General features: G+C 37.5%; 10 protein-coding genes. All 10 read right to left on the bottom strand.

The window, feature by feature from the left end; all coding sequences use genetic code 11:
- Positions 1–43: 43 nt before the first annotated feature.
- The 10 genes from rpoC to SFA27_RS02785 all read right to left on the bottom strand — a co-directional run bounded on the left by rpoC (position 44) and on the right by SFA27_RS02785 (position 16,509).
- On the bottom strand, positions 44–4,309 hold the full coding sequence (gene rpoC, locus SFA27_RS02830) for a DNA-directed RNA polymerase subunit beta' (protein ID WP_047379238.1): 4,266 nt from the start codon (positions 4,307–4,309) through the stop codon (positions 44–46).
- Between the two features lie 84 nt (positions 4,310–4,393).
- Positions 4,394–8,215 carry a DNA-directed RNA polymerase subunit beta gene (rpoB, locus tag SFA27_RS02825; protein ID WP_047379240.1) on the bottom strand — a complete coding sequence of 1,274 codons (3,822 nt, stop codon included), beginning with the start codon at positions 8,213–8,215 and terminating at the stop codon, positions 4,394–4,396.
- A 440-nt stretch (positions 8,216–8,655) separates the two neighbouring features.
- Positions 8,656–11,253, bottom strand: coding sequence for a T9SS type A sorting domain-containing protein (locus SFA27_RS02820; RefSeq protein ID WP_407296148.1), 2,598 nt, complete (start codon positions 11,251–11,253; stop codon positions 8,656–8,658).
- 39 nt (positions 11,254–11,292) lie between these two features.
- Positions 11,293–12,426 carry a hypothetical protein gene (locus tag SFA27_RS02815; RefSeq protein ID WP_407296145.1) on the bottom strand — a complete coding sequence of 378 codons (1,134 nt, stop codon included), beginning with the start codon at positions 12,424–12,426 and terminating at the stop codon, positions 11,293–11,295.
- 129 nt (positions 12,427–12,555) lie between these two features.
- On the bottom strand, positions 12,556–12,954 hold the full coding sequence (locus SFA27_RS02810; RefSeq protein ID WP_407296142.1) for a hypothetical protein: 399 nt from the start codon (positions 12,952–12,954) through the stop codon (positions 12,556–12,558).
- A gap of 373 nt (positions 12,955–13,327) precedes the next feature.
- Positions 13,328–13,693 carry a 50S ribosomal protein L7/L12 gene (rplL, locus tag SFA27_RS02805; protein ID WP_007845452.1) on the bottom strand — a complete coding sequence of 122 codons (366 nt, stop codon included), beginning with the start codon at positions 13,691–13,693 and terminating at the stop codon, positions 13,328–13,330.
- Positions 13,694–13,739: 46 nt separating this feature from the next.
- Positions 13,740–14,327, bottom strand: a complete 588-nt coding sequence (gene rplJ, locus SFA27_RS02800) for a 50S ribosomal protein L10 (protein WP_047379247.1) — start codon at positions 14,325–14,327, stop codon at positions 13,740–13,742.
- Positions 14,328–14,344: 17 nt separating this feature from the next.
- The gene (gene rplA / locus SFA27_RS02795; RefSeq protein WP_047099699.1) at positions 14,345–15,037 is read right to left on the bottom strand and encodes a 50S ribosomal protein L1; all 693 of its coding nucleotides are present in this window, start codon (positions 15,035–15,037) and stop codon (positions 14,345–14,347) included.
- A gap of 11 nt (positions 15,038–15,048) precedes the next feature.
- Positions 15,049–15,492: a 50S ribosomal protein L11 gene (rplK, locus tag SFA27_RS02790; protein ID WP_047379251.1), complete on the bottom strand. Its 444-nt coding sequence runs from the start codon at positions 15,490–15,492 to the stop codon at positions 15,049–15,051.
- Positions 15,493–15,840: 348 nt separating this feature from the next.
- Positions 15,841–16,509 (bottom strand): hypothetical protein, encoded by a 669-nt coding sequence (locus tag SFA27_RS02785; RefSeq protein WP_047379253.1) that lies wholly within the window; start codon positions 16,507–16,509, stop codon positions 15,841–15,843.
- Positions 16,510–16,513 lie beyond the last annotated feature (4 nt).

Raw genomic sequence — 16,513 nt, 5'->3', positions numbered from 1 at the left:
AATATAAAAATAATTTCAAATCCCAAATTTCAAATCATTAATTTTAGTTAAGGTCTTCGAATTCTTTCTTAGAACCTACAATAACGTTCTGATACTCTTTAAGACCTGTACCTGCAGGGATTCTGTGACCTACAATTACATTTTCTTTAAGACCGTTAAGATCGTCTACTTTACCAGCAACAGCTGCTTCGTTAAGAACTTTAGTAGTTTCCTGGAACGATGCTGCAGACATGAATGACTTAGTCTGAAGGGCTGCTCTTGTAATACCTTGCAGTACAGGAGTTGCTGTAGCAGGAAGAGCTTCTCTTACTTCTACAAGACTTAAATCTTCACGCTTCAACTTAGAGTTTTCATCTCTTAATTCTCTTGCAGTAATCATCTGACCTGGCATAAATTCTTTAGAATCACCAGCATCTACTACTACTTTAAGACCGAATACTCTGTTGTTTTCTTCCAAGAAATCATACTTGTGCTCAAGAGCTCCTTCAAGGAATTGAGTATCACCTCCATCTACGATAGATACTTTCGTCATCATCTGTCTTACGATAATTTCGAAGTGCTTGTCGTCGATTTTTACCCCTTGTAGACGGTAAACTTCCTGGATCTCGTTTACTAAGTATTCCTGAACTGCTGTTGGACCTTTAATTCTTAAGATATCTTCCGGTGTGATAGAACCGTCAGAAAGCGGAGAACCTGCTCTTACGAAGTCATTCTCCTGTACTAAGATCTGGTTTGATAATTTAACTAAGTAAATTTTTCTTTCTCCAGTTTTCGCTTCAACAATAAGTTCACGGTTACCTCTCTTAATTTTTCCGTAAGAAACTACCCCGTCGATTTCAGTAACAACCGCTGGGTTTGAAGGGTTTCTTGCTTCAAATAATTCGGTAACTCTCGGAAGACCTCCGGTGATATCCCCTGCTTTTGCAGATTTTCTTGGGATTTTGATTAAGACTTTACCGGCCTTAATTTTTTCACCATCGTTAACCATTAAGTGGGCTCCTACCGGTAAGTTGTAAGCTTTCTGCTCAACACCTTTAGAGTCTACCACTTTCAAGGTAGGTACGGCTTTCTTATTTCTAGATTCAGAGATTACTTTCTCTTCGAATCCTGTCTGTTCGTCAATTTCAAGCTGGAATGAAATACCCTGGATGATATCCTCGTATTCTACCTTACCTGAAGTTTCTGCAATAATTACCGCGTTATATGGATCCCATCTACAGATTGTATCTCCTTTCTTCACTTTATCACCTGGTTTTACAGCTAATATAGATCCGTAAGGTACGTTAGCTACCATTAATGGAGTTCTGAACTCATTATCAGCAACTAATCTGAATTCTGTTGAACGGGAAACTACAACTTCAGCAGTATTACCGTTTTCATCTTCAGAAGTAATAGTTCTTACTTCATCCATTTCAACGATACCATCTCTTCTTGCAACAATAGATGGGTTTTCTGATACGTTTCCTGCAGTACCCCCTTGGTGGAAGGTTCTCAACGTAAGCTGAGTACCTGGTTCCCCAATTGACTGTGCTGCAATTACACCTACCGCTTCACCCATGTGGATCACTTTACCTGTTGCTAAGTTTCTACCATAACATTTAGCACAGATACCTTTCTTAGCTTCACAAGTTAATGGTGAACGAACCTCAACAGCTTCTAATCCAGCTTCTTCGATTCTTTTCGCCAATGCTTCAATGATCACCTGATCTGCACTTGCAATAAGCTCATCAGTTTCAGGATCGTAAATATTATGAAGAGATACTCTACCTAAGATTCTTTCAGAGATTCTTTCAACGATCTCGTCATTTTTCTTAAGTGCAGTAACTTCTGTACCTCTCAGTGTTCCACAGTCGTCTTCTGTAACGATAACGTCCTGTGCAACGTCTACCAATCTTCTCGTTAAGTAACCAGCATCGGCTGTCTTAAGAGCGGTATCCGCAAGACCCTTACGAGCACCGTGGGTAGAGATAAAGTACTCTAGAATCGAAAGACCTTCCTTAAAGTTTGCAAGGATCGGGTTTTCGATGATCTCCGCTCCGGTAGAACCGGCTTTTTGCGGTTTTGCCATCAAACCTCTCATCCCTGATAACTGACGGATCTGTTCTTTAGAACCCCTCGCTCCAGAGTCAAGCATCATATATACAGAGTTGAACCCACCTTGGTCAGTTTTCATTCTGCTCATGATCATTTCAGTTAATCCGGCGTTGGTATTTGTCCAAACGTCGATTACCTGATTATAACGTTCTGTATCGGTAATTAGACCCATGTTATAGTTAGCTCTAATTTCATCTACAGTTTCAATTGAAGAAGCAATCATCTGCTTTTTCTCAACAGGAACTACAATATCCCCAAGTGAGAATGAAAGACCTCCTTTGAATGCATTTGAATATCCTAAATCTTTCATTGCATCAAGGAACTTCACAGTTGTAGGGAAATCTGTATCAGCAAGGATCTTACCGATAACGTTTCTCAATGATTTCTTAGTAAGAAGTTCATTGATATATCCTACCTGCTTAGGTACAATCTGGTTGAATAAAATTCTACCTACAGAAGTTTCGATCAATCTTGTTACTATTACTCCATCTTCTTTAACAGGTAGTCTACATCTTACCTTAGCATTTAAAGAAACTCTACCTTCAGCATAAGCGATTTCCGCTTCCTCAGGAGAATAGAATGCAAGACCTTCACCTTTTACTTTCATATCTTCTGTAGAACTCAATTCTTTAGTCATGAAATAAAGACCAAGAACCATGTCCTGAGAAGGTACTGTAATTGGAGAACCGTTTGCAGGGTTCAAAATGTTTTGAGAACCTAACATCAATAACTGAGCTTCAAGGATTGCCTCTGGTCCTAACGGTAAGTGTACCGCCATCTGGTCACCATCGAAATCGGCGTTGAATGCTGTTGTTACCAACGGGTGTAGCTGGATTGCCTTACCTTCGATCATCTTAGGTTGGAAAGCCTGGATACCTAGTCTGTGAAGCGTAGGTGCTCTGTTCAATAGAACAGGGTGTCCTTTCATCACGTTTTCAAGGATATCATAAACTACTGGTTCTTTTCTATCAATGATTCTTTTTGCAGATTTTACAGTTTTTACAATCCCTCTTTCAATTAGTTTTCTAATGATAAATGGTTTGTAAAGTTCAGCTGCCATATCTTTAGGAATACCACATTCGTGAAGCTGTAAGTTTGGACCTACAACAATTACCGAACGCGCAGAGTAATCTACCCTTTTCCCTAGTAAGTTCTGACGGAAACGACCTTGCTTACCTTTCAATGAATCAGAAAGTGATTTCAATGGTCTGTTTGATTCAGATTTTACTGCAGAAGATTTTCTTGTGTTATCGAATAATGAATCTACAGATTCCTGAAGCATACGCTTCTCGTTTCTTAAGATTACTTCAGGAGCTTTGATCTCCAATAATCTCTTCAAACGGTTATTTCTGATAATTACTCTTCTATAAAGGTCATTCAAATCAGAAGTTGCGAAACGTCCTCCATCCAATGGAACTAATGGTCTTAATTCTGGTGGGATAACAGGAAGTACACGCATGATCATCCACTCTGGTCTGTTGATCATTCTTGTATTAGCACCTCTTAATGCTTCTACAACGTTCAATCTTTTAAGAGCTTCTGTTCTTCTTTGTTTAGAACCTTCGTTGTGAGCTTTGTGTCTCAAGTCGAAAGACAATGCATCAAGGTCGATTCTTTTTAATAGATCTTCTACAGCTTCAGCACCCATTCTGGCGATGAATTTATTTGGATCAGAATCATCAAGATACTGGTTTTCTACAGGAAGAGTTTCCATGATATCAAGGTACTCTTCTTCTGTAAGGAATTCCATATTTTCGAAATCGGACCCATCTAATTTTTTAGCAATACCCTGCTGAATCACTACATATCTTTCATAGTAGATGATCATATCTAATTTCTTAGAAGGGATTCCTAAAAGGTATCCGATTTTGTTTGGCAATGAACGGAAGTACCAGATGTGAGCAATAGGAACAACCAATCCGATGTGACCGATTCTTTCTCTTCTTACTTTTTTCTCAGTAACTTCTACACCACAACGGTCACAAACGATCCCTTTGTAACGAATTCTCTTGTATTTACCACAAGCACATTCGTAATCTTTTACAGGACCAAAGATTTTCTCACAGAATAATCCGTCTCTTTCAGGTTTGTGAGTTCTGTAGTTAATAGTTTCCGGTTTTAAAACCTCCCCTCTTGAGTCCTGTAAAATAGACTCCGGTGAAGCTAAACCGATGGTTATTTTATTAAATCTACTTGTTTTATTTTTATTTGACATTTGTTAGATTTTAAATTTTAGATTTTAGATTTTAGATTAATTTCTGAATGTTGCCATTCAACATTTATAATTTAAAATTTAAAATTATTCCTCTAGTCTTACGTCTAATCCAAGACCTTGTAGCTCGTGAAGTAATACGTTGAATGATTCCGGAATACCTGGTTCAGGCATAGATTCACCTTTTGCAATTGCTTCATAAGTTTTTGCTCTACCAATCACGTCATCCGACTTCACAGTCAAGATTTCTCTCAAGATATTGGATGCACCGAATGCTTCAAGTGCCCAAACCTCCATCTCTCCGAATCTCTGACCTCCGAACTGAGCTTTACCTCCTAACGGCTGCTGAGTAATCAATGAGTAAGGTCCGATAGAACGTGCGTGCATCTTATCATCAACCATGTGTCCTAGTTTCAACATGTAAATGATACCTACTGTCGCAGCCTGAGTAAATCTTTCTCCGGTACCACCATCATAAAGGTGAGTGTGACCGAATTTAGGAAGACCTGCTTTCTCTGTATATTCAGTAATCTGATCAAGAGTTGCTCCGTCAAAGATTGGTGTAGCGAACTTCATTCCCAGCTTCTGACCAGCCCATCCAAGAACTGTTTCATAGATCTGACCGATGTTCATACGAGAAGGTACCCCTAGTGGATTCAATACGATATCTACTGGTGTTCCATCCTCTAAGAACGGCATATCTTCTTCACGAACGATTCTTGAAACGATACCTTTGTTACCGTGACGTCCTGCCATCTTATCTCCTACATTCAGTTTACGTTTCTTAGCGATGTAAACTTTAGCCAACTTCATAATCCCTGCTGGAAGCTCATCTCCGATTGAAATAGCAAATTTCTCACGGTTTTTAACTCCTTGGATGTCGTTATATTTGATTTTGTAATTGTGAATTAATTGTTTGATCAATTCATTCTTATCAGCGTCTACTGTCCAGTCTGCACCACTAACATTTACATAATCTTCAACTGAAGTCAATAATTTGTGAGTAAATTTCACACCTTTACCGATGATTTCTTCGTCAAGGTCATTTTGTACCCCTTGAGAAGTTTTACCGCTTACCAGTGTATTTAATTTTTCAATTAAAGTATTTCTCAACTCATCAAATTTAGCCTTGTAAGTGTTTTCAATTTCTTCAAGTCTAAGTTTTTCTTCAGTTCTTTTCTTTTTGTCTTTAATGTTTCTAGAGAACAATTTCTTGTTGATAACAACTCCTCTTAATGAAGAGTCAGCTTTTAATGATGCATCTTTTACATCACCAGCTTTATCACCGAAGATTGCTCTAAGAAGTTTTTCTTCAGGAGTCGGGTCAGATTCACCTTTTGGAGTAATTTTACCAATCATGATATCTCCAGGCTTCACTTCAGCACCGATTCTGATCATACCGTTCTCATCAAGATCTTTGGTAGCTTCTTCAGATACGTTTGGAATATCTGCTGTAAGCTCTTCCATACCTAATTTGGTATCACGAACTTCAAGAGAATACTCATCTACGTGGATTGAAGTAAACCAGTCTTCACGTACAACTTTTTCATTGATTACAATTGCATCCTCAAAGTTGTATCCTTTCCAAGGCATGAACGCTACTACTAAGTTTCTACCAAGAGCTAATTCTCCTTTTTCAGTAGCATAACCGTCACAAAGTACTTGTCCTTTTTCCACTACATCACCTACTCTTACGTTTGGTCTTAGGGTAATGGTTGTACTCTGGTTGGTTTTTCTGAACTTAGTAAGTTTGTATGTTTTAGTAGCAGACTCGAATTGTACTAAATCTTCGTCTTCGCTTCTTTCATATTTAATAACGATTTTGTCAGCATCTACGTACTCTACAGTACCTGTACCTTCAGCGTTAATTAAGATTCTTGAATCTCTTGCAACTTGCTGCTCAAGCCCTGTACCAACGATTGGAGCCTGTGGCTTCAATAGAGGAACGGCCTGACGCATCATGTTAGATCCCATCAATGCACGGTTCGCATCATCATGTTCCAAGAAAGGAATCAATGAAGCGGAAATACCTGAGATCTGGTTTGGAGCTACATCGATAAGGTTAACCTGAGCAGGCTCCACTACCGGATAGTCACCATCCAATCTTGCAATAATTCTGTCTGTTAAGAAGTCTCCGTTATCACTCAATTCAACGTTTGCCTGAGCAATTACTTTATCTTCCTCATCTTCTGCATTTAAGTAAATAGGGTCAGCGTTAAGATCAATCTTACCACTTTCTACTTTTCTATATGGCGTTTCGATGAAACCAAGGTTGTTGATTTTCGCATAGATCCCTAGAGATGAAATCAAACCGATGTTTGGTCCTTCCGGAGTTTCAATCGGACAAATTCTTCCGTAGTGAGTATGGTGAACGTCACGAACCTCGAAACCTGCTCTTTCTCTTGATAAACCACCAGGCCCTAGTGCAGATAATCTTCTCTTGTGAGTGATCTCTGATAACGGGTTGGTCTGGTCCATGAACTGAGAAAGCTGGTTGGTACCGAAGAATGAGTTAATTACAGATGTTAATGTCTTAGCATTTACAAGGTCAAGCGGAGTAAAGATTTCGTTATCTCTAACGTTCATTCTTTCCTTGATTGTTCTTGCAATTCTTGAAAGACCTACACCGAACTGTCCTGCTAATTGCTCACCAACAGTTTTAATTCTTCTGTTTGATAAGTGGTCAATATCATCAACCTCAGCTTTAGAGTTTACAAGTTCGATTAAGTGTCTTACGATAGCAATGATATCTTCTTTTGTAAGAACCTCAGTTGTTGTAGGAATGTTAAGACCTAACTTTTTGTTCAATCTGTAACGTCCTACTTCACCTAAAGAGTATCTCTGCTCAGAGAAGAATAATTTTTCAATGATTCCTCTTGCAGTTTCCTCATCTGGTGGATCTGCATTTCTTAACTGACGATAAATATACTCTACTGCTTCTTTTTCAGAGTTAGTAGGGTCTTTTTGTAATGTATTCTGGATAATAGAGAATTCATTGCTGTTTTCTTTGTGAATCAGGATTGATTTCACACCAGCATCCAGGATAAGATCTAAGTGTTCTTTTTCAAGGATTGTTTCTCTATCCAAGATGATCTCGTTTCTTTCGATAGAAACTACTTCACCTGTATCTTCGTCTACGAAATCTTCGAACCAAGTGTTCAATACTCTCGCAGCCAATGTTCTCCCTTCTACTTTTTTAAGGGCAGCTTTAGAAACTTTCACTTCTTCAGCAAGGTCGAAGATCTGAAGGATATCCTTATCAGATTCGTACCCGATAGCTCTTAATAAAGTTGTTAATGGTAATTTTTTCTTACGGTCGATATACGCGTACATTACGCTGTTAATATCCGTTGTAAATTCCATCCAAGATCCTTTGAAAGGAATAATTCTTGAATAATATAATTTGGTCCCGTTCGCGTGGTAAGTCTGTCCGAAGAATACACCAGGTGAACGGTGAAGCTGCGTAACGATAACTCTCTCAGCACCGTTGATGATGAAAGAACCACTTGGCGTCATATAAGGAACCGGACCTAAATATACGTCCTGAACCACAGTTTGGAAATCTTCGTGTTCCGGGTCAGTACAATACAATTTAAGTCTAGCTTTTAGAGGAACTGAATAAGTAAGTCCTCTTTCCACACACTCATCGATTGAATAACGTGGAGAATCTACCAGATAGTCTAGGAATTCTAATACGAATTGGTTTCTTGAATCCGTAATTGGGAAATTCTCTTGGAAAGTCTTGTAAAGAGCTTCTGTCTTTCTGGCTTCAGGAAGTGTATCAAGCTGGAAAAATTCTCTGAAAGACTCAATTTGGATATCCAAAAAGTCCGGAGTGATAATTTTTCCTTTCGCTGATGAGAAATTAATTCTCGGATTTCCTTGAGTTGTTGATTTTGTTTTACTCATAAAACTTTTAAGAAAGGGTTAAAAAATATTTTGATTCATTAAAAAATATCAGAAAAGAACAAGAAACAAGGTAAAAGTAAAAGGTAAAAGTGTTTTTGGCGCTCACAGAAGACCTTAGAACTCTTTTAACTATGCACTTGGCTCTTTCTAACTGCAACACTGGTATATCTTTTCACAGTGTAATGCAAAATATTTTTATTACTTTTGAGGCAGCATTACCGCAATATCTACATATACGAAATCCCTCTCACGTTTTCACAATGAAAGAGTTGATTTTCAGTATTTTATAAATTTACAAACAATTTTTCGCGCCAAAAGAGGGGCAAATATACAAAAAATTACCCACAATAACAAATAAATCCTCTCATTTCTAGACTCTTAAAACAAGAGAGGCTGCCCAAATATGAGCAACCCCTCTACAACACAAGCTAATCTTATGGCTATTTCACAATAACCTTATAAGATTTTATTTTTGTTTTGGTTTCTATTTTAATGATATAAACCCCTGTAGGAAGTGAAGACGTATCAATACCGGTATTGGCATTCAGTTTATCTGTCTTAATTACCTGTCCTTGTGCAGAGAACAGCGTATACACTCCTTCTTCTACAGATGTGATTCTAAGATTTTCTCCTGCTTTTACAGGGTTTGGATATATTTTTACATCATTTGCGGCATCTGCAATTTCCATAGCTGTGATTTTCGCAGCAGTTTTGGAAGCGTTTTTCAGCAATGAAGCATAAGGTGAAAGTGGTGAATCCGGCGAACCTCTTTTCACAAGGTCTGTATCTACAACAGCCTGAATACCATCTTTGTCTTTATCATTAATCGTAGAGATGAACCCACCTCCTAATGTATCGAGATTTTCTTTTCCAATCTTATAAAGGTCAAGATCTGAACCATTGGAAGTAATATCCAGGAAGTCAGGTTTATCATCTCCATCTGTATTTTTAATTGCATATTTCAATACTCCTGAGTCAGGTGAAGTTTCCAGAATATCAGCGATACCGTTTTTACCTACCGGAACATTAGTGTCAATAACTCCATTGTGATCTGCATCAATCTGATTGATTACTGATATCGGGATCCCAGACTCAAACAAATCTAATATACCATCGTTATCAGAATCAAGGTCCAGATAATTCGGAACTGAATCTCCCAATACCGGCGTTAACAGAATATCTCCTTCATTATCATCATCCTGAAACTTGCCATTTTTATCAAAATCTTCCACAGCATCAAGAATACCGTCGTTGTCAGAATCCAGATCACAAGCATCCACAATACCGTCTCCGTCTGTATCCAGTGCAGGAGATTTGTCATTCACTTCTGTACAGCCTTCTGCACAGTCAGGAATTCCGTTTCCGTTATTATCTATGCTGTCATCACCTCCAGGGCAGCGGTCGAAGCAGTTCGGAACACCATCGTTATCATCATCTCTGCTCGCAAAAGCGTTATAGATATAATAATTTTGAGGAATACGAACGGCAGTTCCACTGTTGAATGTAATTTTAATACGATTGAAAGGCTTTGTAGCTTTTCCTCCTACATAGAATTTATTTGAATTTGTTGTGAAGAAGTTACCGCTGATAAGACTGCCTGAACTTGTAAAGGTATCTGTCAGGGTATTTCCATTGTATAATGTTACAGTAATATTTTCCAGAACACTTACTCCGAGAAGGTTTCCTGCTTTTTCTACAGTAAACCCAGCCATCGTATTGACAGGAAGCACACTTGCACTGCTTACCGTTGCAAATGCTGAAAAAATACTAAGAAAGGATGCTGCCGGAACTGTAGCCGTTGCATAATTAGACGGGTTATTATCAACAATCGCTTCCGGATTGCTCATCTTCGCCAAAATAAGACCAAGGAATCCCGGACCTGATGTCCACGAAGTTCCGGTTACCAAATTTCCGGGAACAGCAGAACCACTTGTCTGGATTTTATCATCACATTCGCAAGAAACGGGTTCTTCAAAAGCATAGTATACTTTTAAAGCTCCTAAATTAAATCCTACTGTCTGGGTAATTTTTAATCGTACTTCATTGAAAGGTTTAGTAGTTGTTAATGTAACTTTCTGCTTTCCTGAGCCAAATCCTAACACTTTAATATTAATCAAACCTCCTCCGTCAGACAACTGTTTTGAATCCTGAAGCTGGCCGTAAAGATAAGTCTCTATTGTAATATTTTTTAAAAACTCTGCACTTAACAGCTTCCCCTGATCATCAGGTTCTATAACAAACCCCGTTCTGTTACCTGCAGGATAAATCTGATTTTTGTCAAGTACTCCCACTGAATAAGATCCCAACAATCCGATCGGAAGAACTATTGATCCGTAAGAGTTTTTATTTCCATCCCCAATTCTTTCTTTATTCTGAACATAAGAAAGCGGAGCCAGGAAACTGCTGCTTCCGGATACATTTCCGTCAACACCACCTCCTGCAATGATATCATCACAAATACCATTATTATCTGTAGGTACTTTTGCAGGATCAAATGCAAATGCATAGTACACATTCATAGCACTGAATATGGAAAGAACATTTGTTTGATACAGTCTTACTTCATCAAATTCTTTTGAAGTTTTAAAGTGCAGGAATATCCTGTTCTTACTTCCTCCGAATGCTGGTACTGATAAAAGTGTACTGCTGGTAGTTGTCTCCTGAAGAACACCATTCTTATAAGTACTGATTCGCAAAGAACTTAAAAGATCAACGGTAATAAAACTCGTCCCAAGATCTACATTAAATCCGGTAATATATCCCGCAGGATAGGTTGTATTTTTATTTTTTACAGAGATTCCGTTTCCACTTAACAAGGAAGCAAAATTCCCCATGTTTACACTGTTATCAAGACTTGCGTCCACCACCGGATTCATGCTTCCGTTATAACATGCTAGACAAATCCCTGAATTGTTGACAGGTTTTGCCTCTACCCCCATCCCACGGATCGGTTCATAGCCCTGCTGCGCAAATATTACCGCTGACATCATCAATGTCATAAGCATCGCAGCTAACTTTTCGAATAATTTTCTGGTCATTTTCTATTTTTTTAAGGTTTGTGTTTATTTTTTATTGAATTAGTAAAATGCTTTCCAATTGCTTCCATTGCAACCTTCGTGTGCTTTAGTGGTTGTATTATATCGGATCGCACCTTCTTCAGCGGCTGTACATGTTGCGTTAGCAGCAGAAGCAATTCCCTTCATCTGTACAGCAGCACCTGTAGATGTAGCTGCAGTAGGAGCCATATTGATTCCTAATATGGTATCTGTTCCATTACCTTTATTGAAGAAAACATGCTCTTTATTAGCATAAACCATTTGTCCTGCAGCTGCCTGACCAGAAAATCCTATTACAAAAGCTTCTGTACCAGTAGCTGTATTTGCAGAACCAACAGCAATATTGTTCAATGATGTTGTATTTCCGCTTCCGATAGCAATCCCGCCACTGTTGATATGATTATTACCAATAGTAAGTCCTGTAAGCCCTGTTACAGTATTGAGATTTCCAAAAACCAGGTTATTGGCACCTGTAGCGCTATTATTATTTCCTATTACTTTAGCACCATTATTTGCCGTATTGTTTAATCCAATGGCTACAGCAAGAAAATTACCCTGCGCAGAGACTGTGTTATCTTTTCCCAATGCAATATTTGAAGAGGTACTGTTGGTAAGAATATTATTGGAGCCCCAAGTAAATGATGCATAAGGACCTGTTGTAGAATTGGAGTTTCCGCCTTGCAGGGTTCCATTAGTATCTAATATTCCTTTTACGTTTTTCTGAGTAGCCAGAACCAAATTCTGACCATCATTTGTTCCTAAGTAATTTCCGCTGCCAATATTTGCTCCTAAGGTTGCCGTTGTTGCTGTTGTACCGGCATTTCCTACTGTACGCCAGCTTCCGCTTAAACTTCCCCATTTGACACCATCAAAATAATAATACCCTGGTGAAACGACATCAATAGTCTGTCCGGCAGGTGTAGCTTCAACCGAGGTAACATATACTATGGCACCTGTTTGGGCTGTTGTATAATTTTTAGCTTTTAATTGTACACCTGTAAGTCTTGGAGCAATCACGCCATCAAGTTTAATAGGGTTAGAAGGTGATCCTACTATATCAAAAGTTGCCTGAGCTTGTCCGGTATTAATCCCAACCTGTGCTAATGCTGGTAAACCAAATGATAAAAGAGCGATAGTAAATAATCTGTTTTTCATGTCTAATGATATTTGCTGTTTTTTATGTATATGTGTTTTTTGAAAGGGCAATTCTCGGGCATTCTCATTCAAATAATAAATGAAATAGCAGACAGTACTGTAAGAAAGCGCATAAAATTGTTAGAAATATTAAGAGATAATAGAATGGATTAATTTATCAGGGATTTTGATAATAAACTTAAAGCCATCAACGAGTTTAAAAGAATTGATATAGAATTTCCGGACATCATTAAATGCCAGGAAAATGTATTCTTTGCAAATGGAGTACGAATAAGCCCATCTACTGTATGCAGCGACAAATTTCATGTCTCTAAGAAGGAATAACCGAAGATTGTTATTATTAAAAAAATAAAAATTGTTTTGCTGGCTCTTGCAATAGAATGCGAAGGTTTCATTTTGAACTGTTGACAATCTGTTTGCAGCTGCCACATCATTTACTGCTTCAGACAGATAAACTGAAACATTAGCAAAGTATTGTTGTGGATGATTATTTATAGCTGTACAATATGGTAATTCAGTTTTACTCATTGTGTCAGGTATAAACTTAGTGTTTAATTTTCCTACAGCCGCCAGAAGTAACAGAAGTGTAATCTTGTGACCGTAGGAAAGAAAATAATTTCTATCCAATTATGTTGTGTTTTTTTTCGGTACAAATATAATATTTTTTCAATCAAAACAATACTTTATTAGTAAAAAACTAAACAAAATGAACAAATTGTAAAATAAAAATAAATTATTATGTTAATTTTTAACAAATAAATAATCATATTAAAATATAACAAAAAAAGAATTAATAATATTTAAATACAATTATAAAATAACACCCACATTTGAAAAGGTTTACATACAAAAAAGAACCCGGGCGAATGCCCGGGTTCCTATATTTATAATAAAATTGAAATTATTTCAATTCTACTTCAGCACCAGCTTCTTCTAATTGCTTCTTAAGAGCTTCAGCTTCGTCTTTAGAGATACCAGTTTTGATTGGAGCAGGAGCACCATCTACGATATCTTTAGCTTCTTTAAGACCAGCACCAGTTAAATCTTTTACTAATTTAACGATAGCTAATTTAGAAGCACCTGCAGACTTAAGAATTACATCGAATTCAGTTTTTTCTTCAGCAGCTTCTCCACCACCTGCAGCAACTACTACAGCAGCAGCAGCTGGCTCAATTCCATACTCATCCTTAAGGATAGTTGCTAATTCGTTTACGTCTTTTACTGTTAAGTTTACTAGCGTTTCAGCTAAATTTTTTAAATCTGACATTGTCGTAATGTTTTTGTTGATTATTTATTTAATTTCTTGAGTGTAATTATTCAGCACTTGTTTCTTCAGTGCTTTCTGCAGCAGCTTCCGGAGCTTCAGCAGGAGTTTCTTCTACAGCAGGAGCAGCAGCTTCTTCAGCTTTAGCTTCTACAGTTTCAGGTTTGTTTTGAAGAGCAGAAACAACTCTTTGAATTGGAGATTGAAGTAATCCGATGATTTCTCCGATCATTTCTTCTCTAGACTTGATGTTAGCAAGTGCAGATAAGTTTTCGTCTCCAACGTAGAAAGTTTCTTGAACAAAAGCAGACTTTAAAGCTGGCTTCTCTTCTTTCTTTCTGAACCCTTGGATTAATTTTGCTGGACCGTTTGCAGTCTCAGAAATCATTAATGCAGAGTTTCCTTTGAAAGTCTGGAACATTTCAGAGTAATCTACTCCTTCAATCTGCTCCATTGCTTTTTGTAAAAGTGTATTTTTTACCACTTTCACTTTGATATTTTGTTTGAAAGCCTGTCTTCTGAATTCTGAAGACTTCGCAGCGTTCAAACCGTCTAGATCTGCTACGTATACTACTTTTGCATCCTGAAGCAAGTCTTTGATCTCTTGTATTGCTACAACTTTTTGGTCTTTTGTCATTGTCTTAAGGATTTATATTAGTTAACAGATTTAGTATCGATTGCAATACCAGGGCTCATTGTAGAAGACAAATAAATGCTTTTTACATACGTTCCTTTAGCAGCAGTTGGCTTCATTTTGATCAATGTAGAGATCAATTCCTGCGCATTTTCTTTGATTTTAGCAGCATCGAAAGATACTTTACCAATACCAGCGTGGATGATACCATACTTGTCTACTTTGAAATCAATTTTACCTGCTTTCACTTCAGTTACTGCTTTACCAATTTCCATTGTTACAGTTCCTGATTTAGGGTTTGGCATTAAACCTCTTGGACCTAATACTCTACCTAATGGACCTAATTTACCCATTACAGCTGGCATAGTAACGATAACGTCAACATCTGTCCAACCTTCTTTGATTTTTTGTAAATATTCGTCAAGACCTACATAGTCAGCACCAGCAGCTTTAGCTTCTGCTTCTTTATCTGGAGTTACAAGAGCTAATACTTTAACATCTTTACCAGTACCGTGAGGAAGAGATACAACACCTCTTACCATTTGGTTTGCTTTTCTTGGGTCTACACCTAATCTTACAGCGATATCTACAGAAGCATCAAACTTTGTAGTGTTCACCTCCTTTACAAGAGCTGAACCTTCTTCAAGGTTATAGATTCTTCCTTTTTCTACTTTGCTTAAAGCTTCCTTTTGCTTTTTTGTTAATTTTGCCATTTCTTTAAGTTTTAAGCGTTAGTTGGTTTAGTTCCTGTTACTCTTAATCCCATAGATCTAGCAGTACCTGCAACCATAGAAAGTGCAGAGTCTGTTGTAAAACAGTTAAGATCCGCCATTTTATCTTCAGCGATTTTCTTTACTTGTTCCCAAGTTACAGAACCTACTTTGTTTCTGTTTGGTTCACCAGAACCTCCCTTGATTTTAGCTGCATCCATTAACTGGATTGCTGCAGGTGGAGTTTTAATAACGAATTCAAAAGATTTGTCTTCGTATACTGTAATTACTACAGGTAAAACTTGCCCTGGCTTATCTTGGGTTCTTCCGTTAAATTGCTTACAAAACTCCATGATGTTCACACCTGCAGAACCCAATGCTGGACCTACTGGTGGAGAAGGGTTAGCTGCGCCACCTTTCACCTGAAGCTTTACCATTTTAAAGACTTTCTTAGCCATTGTTTGTTTTTTAAATTTGAATAATTAATGAGTTTGGAAGCATTTATTATTCAGCAGGTTATGCACTCACATAACAATAAACCTACTTTTTGGACTGCAAAAGTATAAAATATTTTTGAAATAGCAAACGGAAATTGCTGATTTTTAAAAAGTTTTAAAAAAAAATCTTTATCTCAATTATTATTTTTACAGACCACCTTGTGCTGCATCCTTTTTCGTGAGAATATTGACATATAATCCAAAATCACTACAAATTACTTCCACTCGATCTAAACAGGAAGATGTATTCCCCACAAAAAAGAAGAACAGATATCTGCTCTTCTTTTTATTTATAGAATCGAAAACGTATTAAAAACCTGATGGTTTGGTAATCGTTTGGGTAGAACCATTATTCCCTCCAAGATCAGCATTAACATCACTGATGTTTTGTTTTGTTATCAGCCTTCTGTAAGCCATCAGATAAAGATCTACCGTAAAGTTATTGTAGCTTCTTGATGGACTGGATGAATTCACCGCAATAATTCTACTATCTGTAAATCTTGCTCTTATATGCCATGTTCCGTTACTTTTGAAAGCAACAACATCAGGCGAACCTTGTTTGTTGTCATTAATACCATTGTCACCATAATCAAGCATCACATTGGTATTCCCGTCATTCAGTTTGAAAGAATAGTTATGAAGTACAACCAAAAAGTTATTTGCATCAATTTTGGTATCATAATCCGAAATTCCTGTACCTGATACTCCTGTAAGAGTAAGCTTAAGGTAATTGAACAGTCCGCTGCTTTCCAAAGCAGGATCATACAATTGTAAACCATTTTGCGAAGTTGCTAAAAAGCTACCTCCTGTCATGGTAGGTTCTCCCGGATTTCTCAGATATAAAGAATTCGTATATGTTTTTCCGTTAACGTCAAGTGTTTCTGTGGGATTAGCAGTATTCACCCCCACTTTTCCTTTCTGGGCATTCAAAAATATCCCCAGACACATGATTATTGTAATATAAATTTTTCTTTTCATAGTT

The sequence above is a fragment of the Chryseobacterium sp. HR92 genome, from assembly GCF_045689405.1.
Lineage (GTDB): Bacteria > Bacteroidota > Bacteroidia > Flavobacteriales > Weeksellaceae > Chryseobacterium > Chryseobacterium viscerum_A.
Note: the sequence above shows the minus strand (reverse complement) of the source record. Positions and strands in the feature narration are given on the sequence as shown.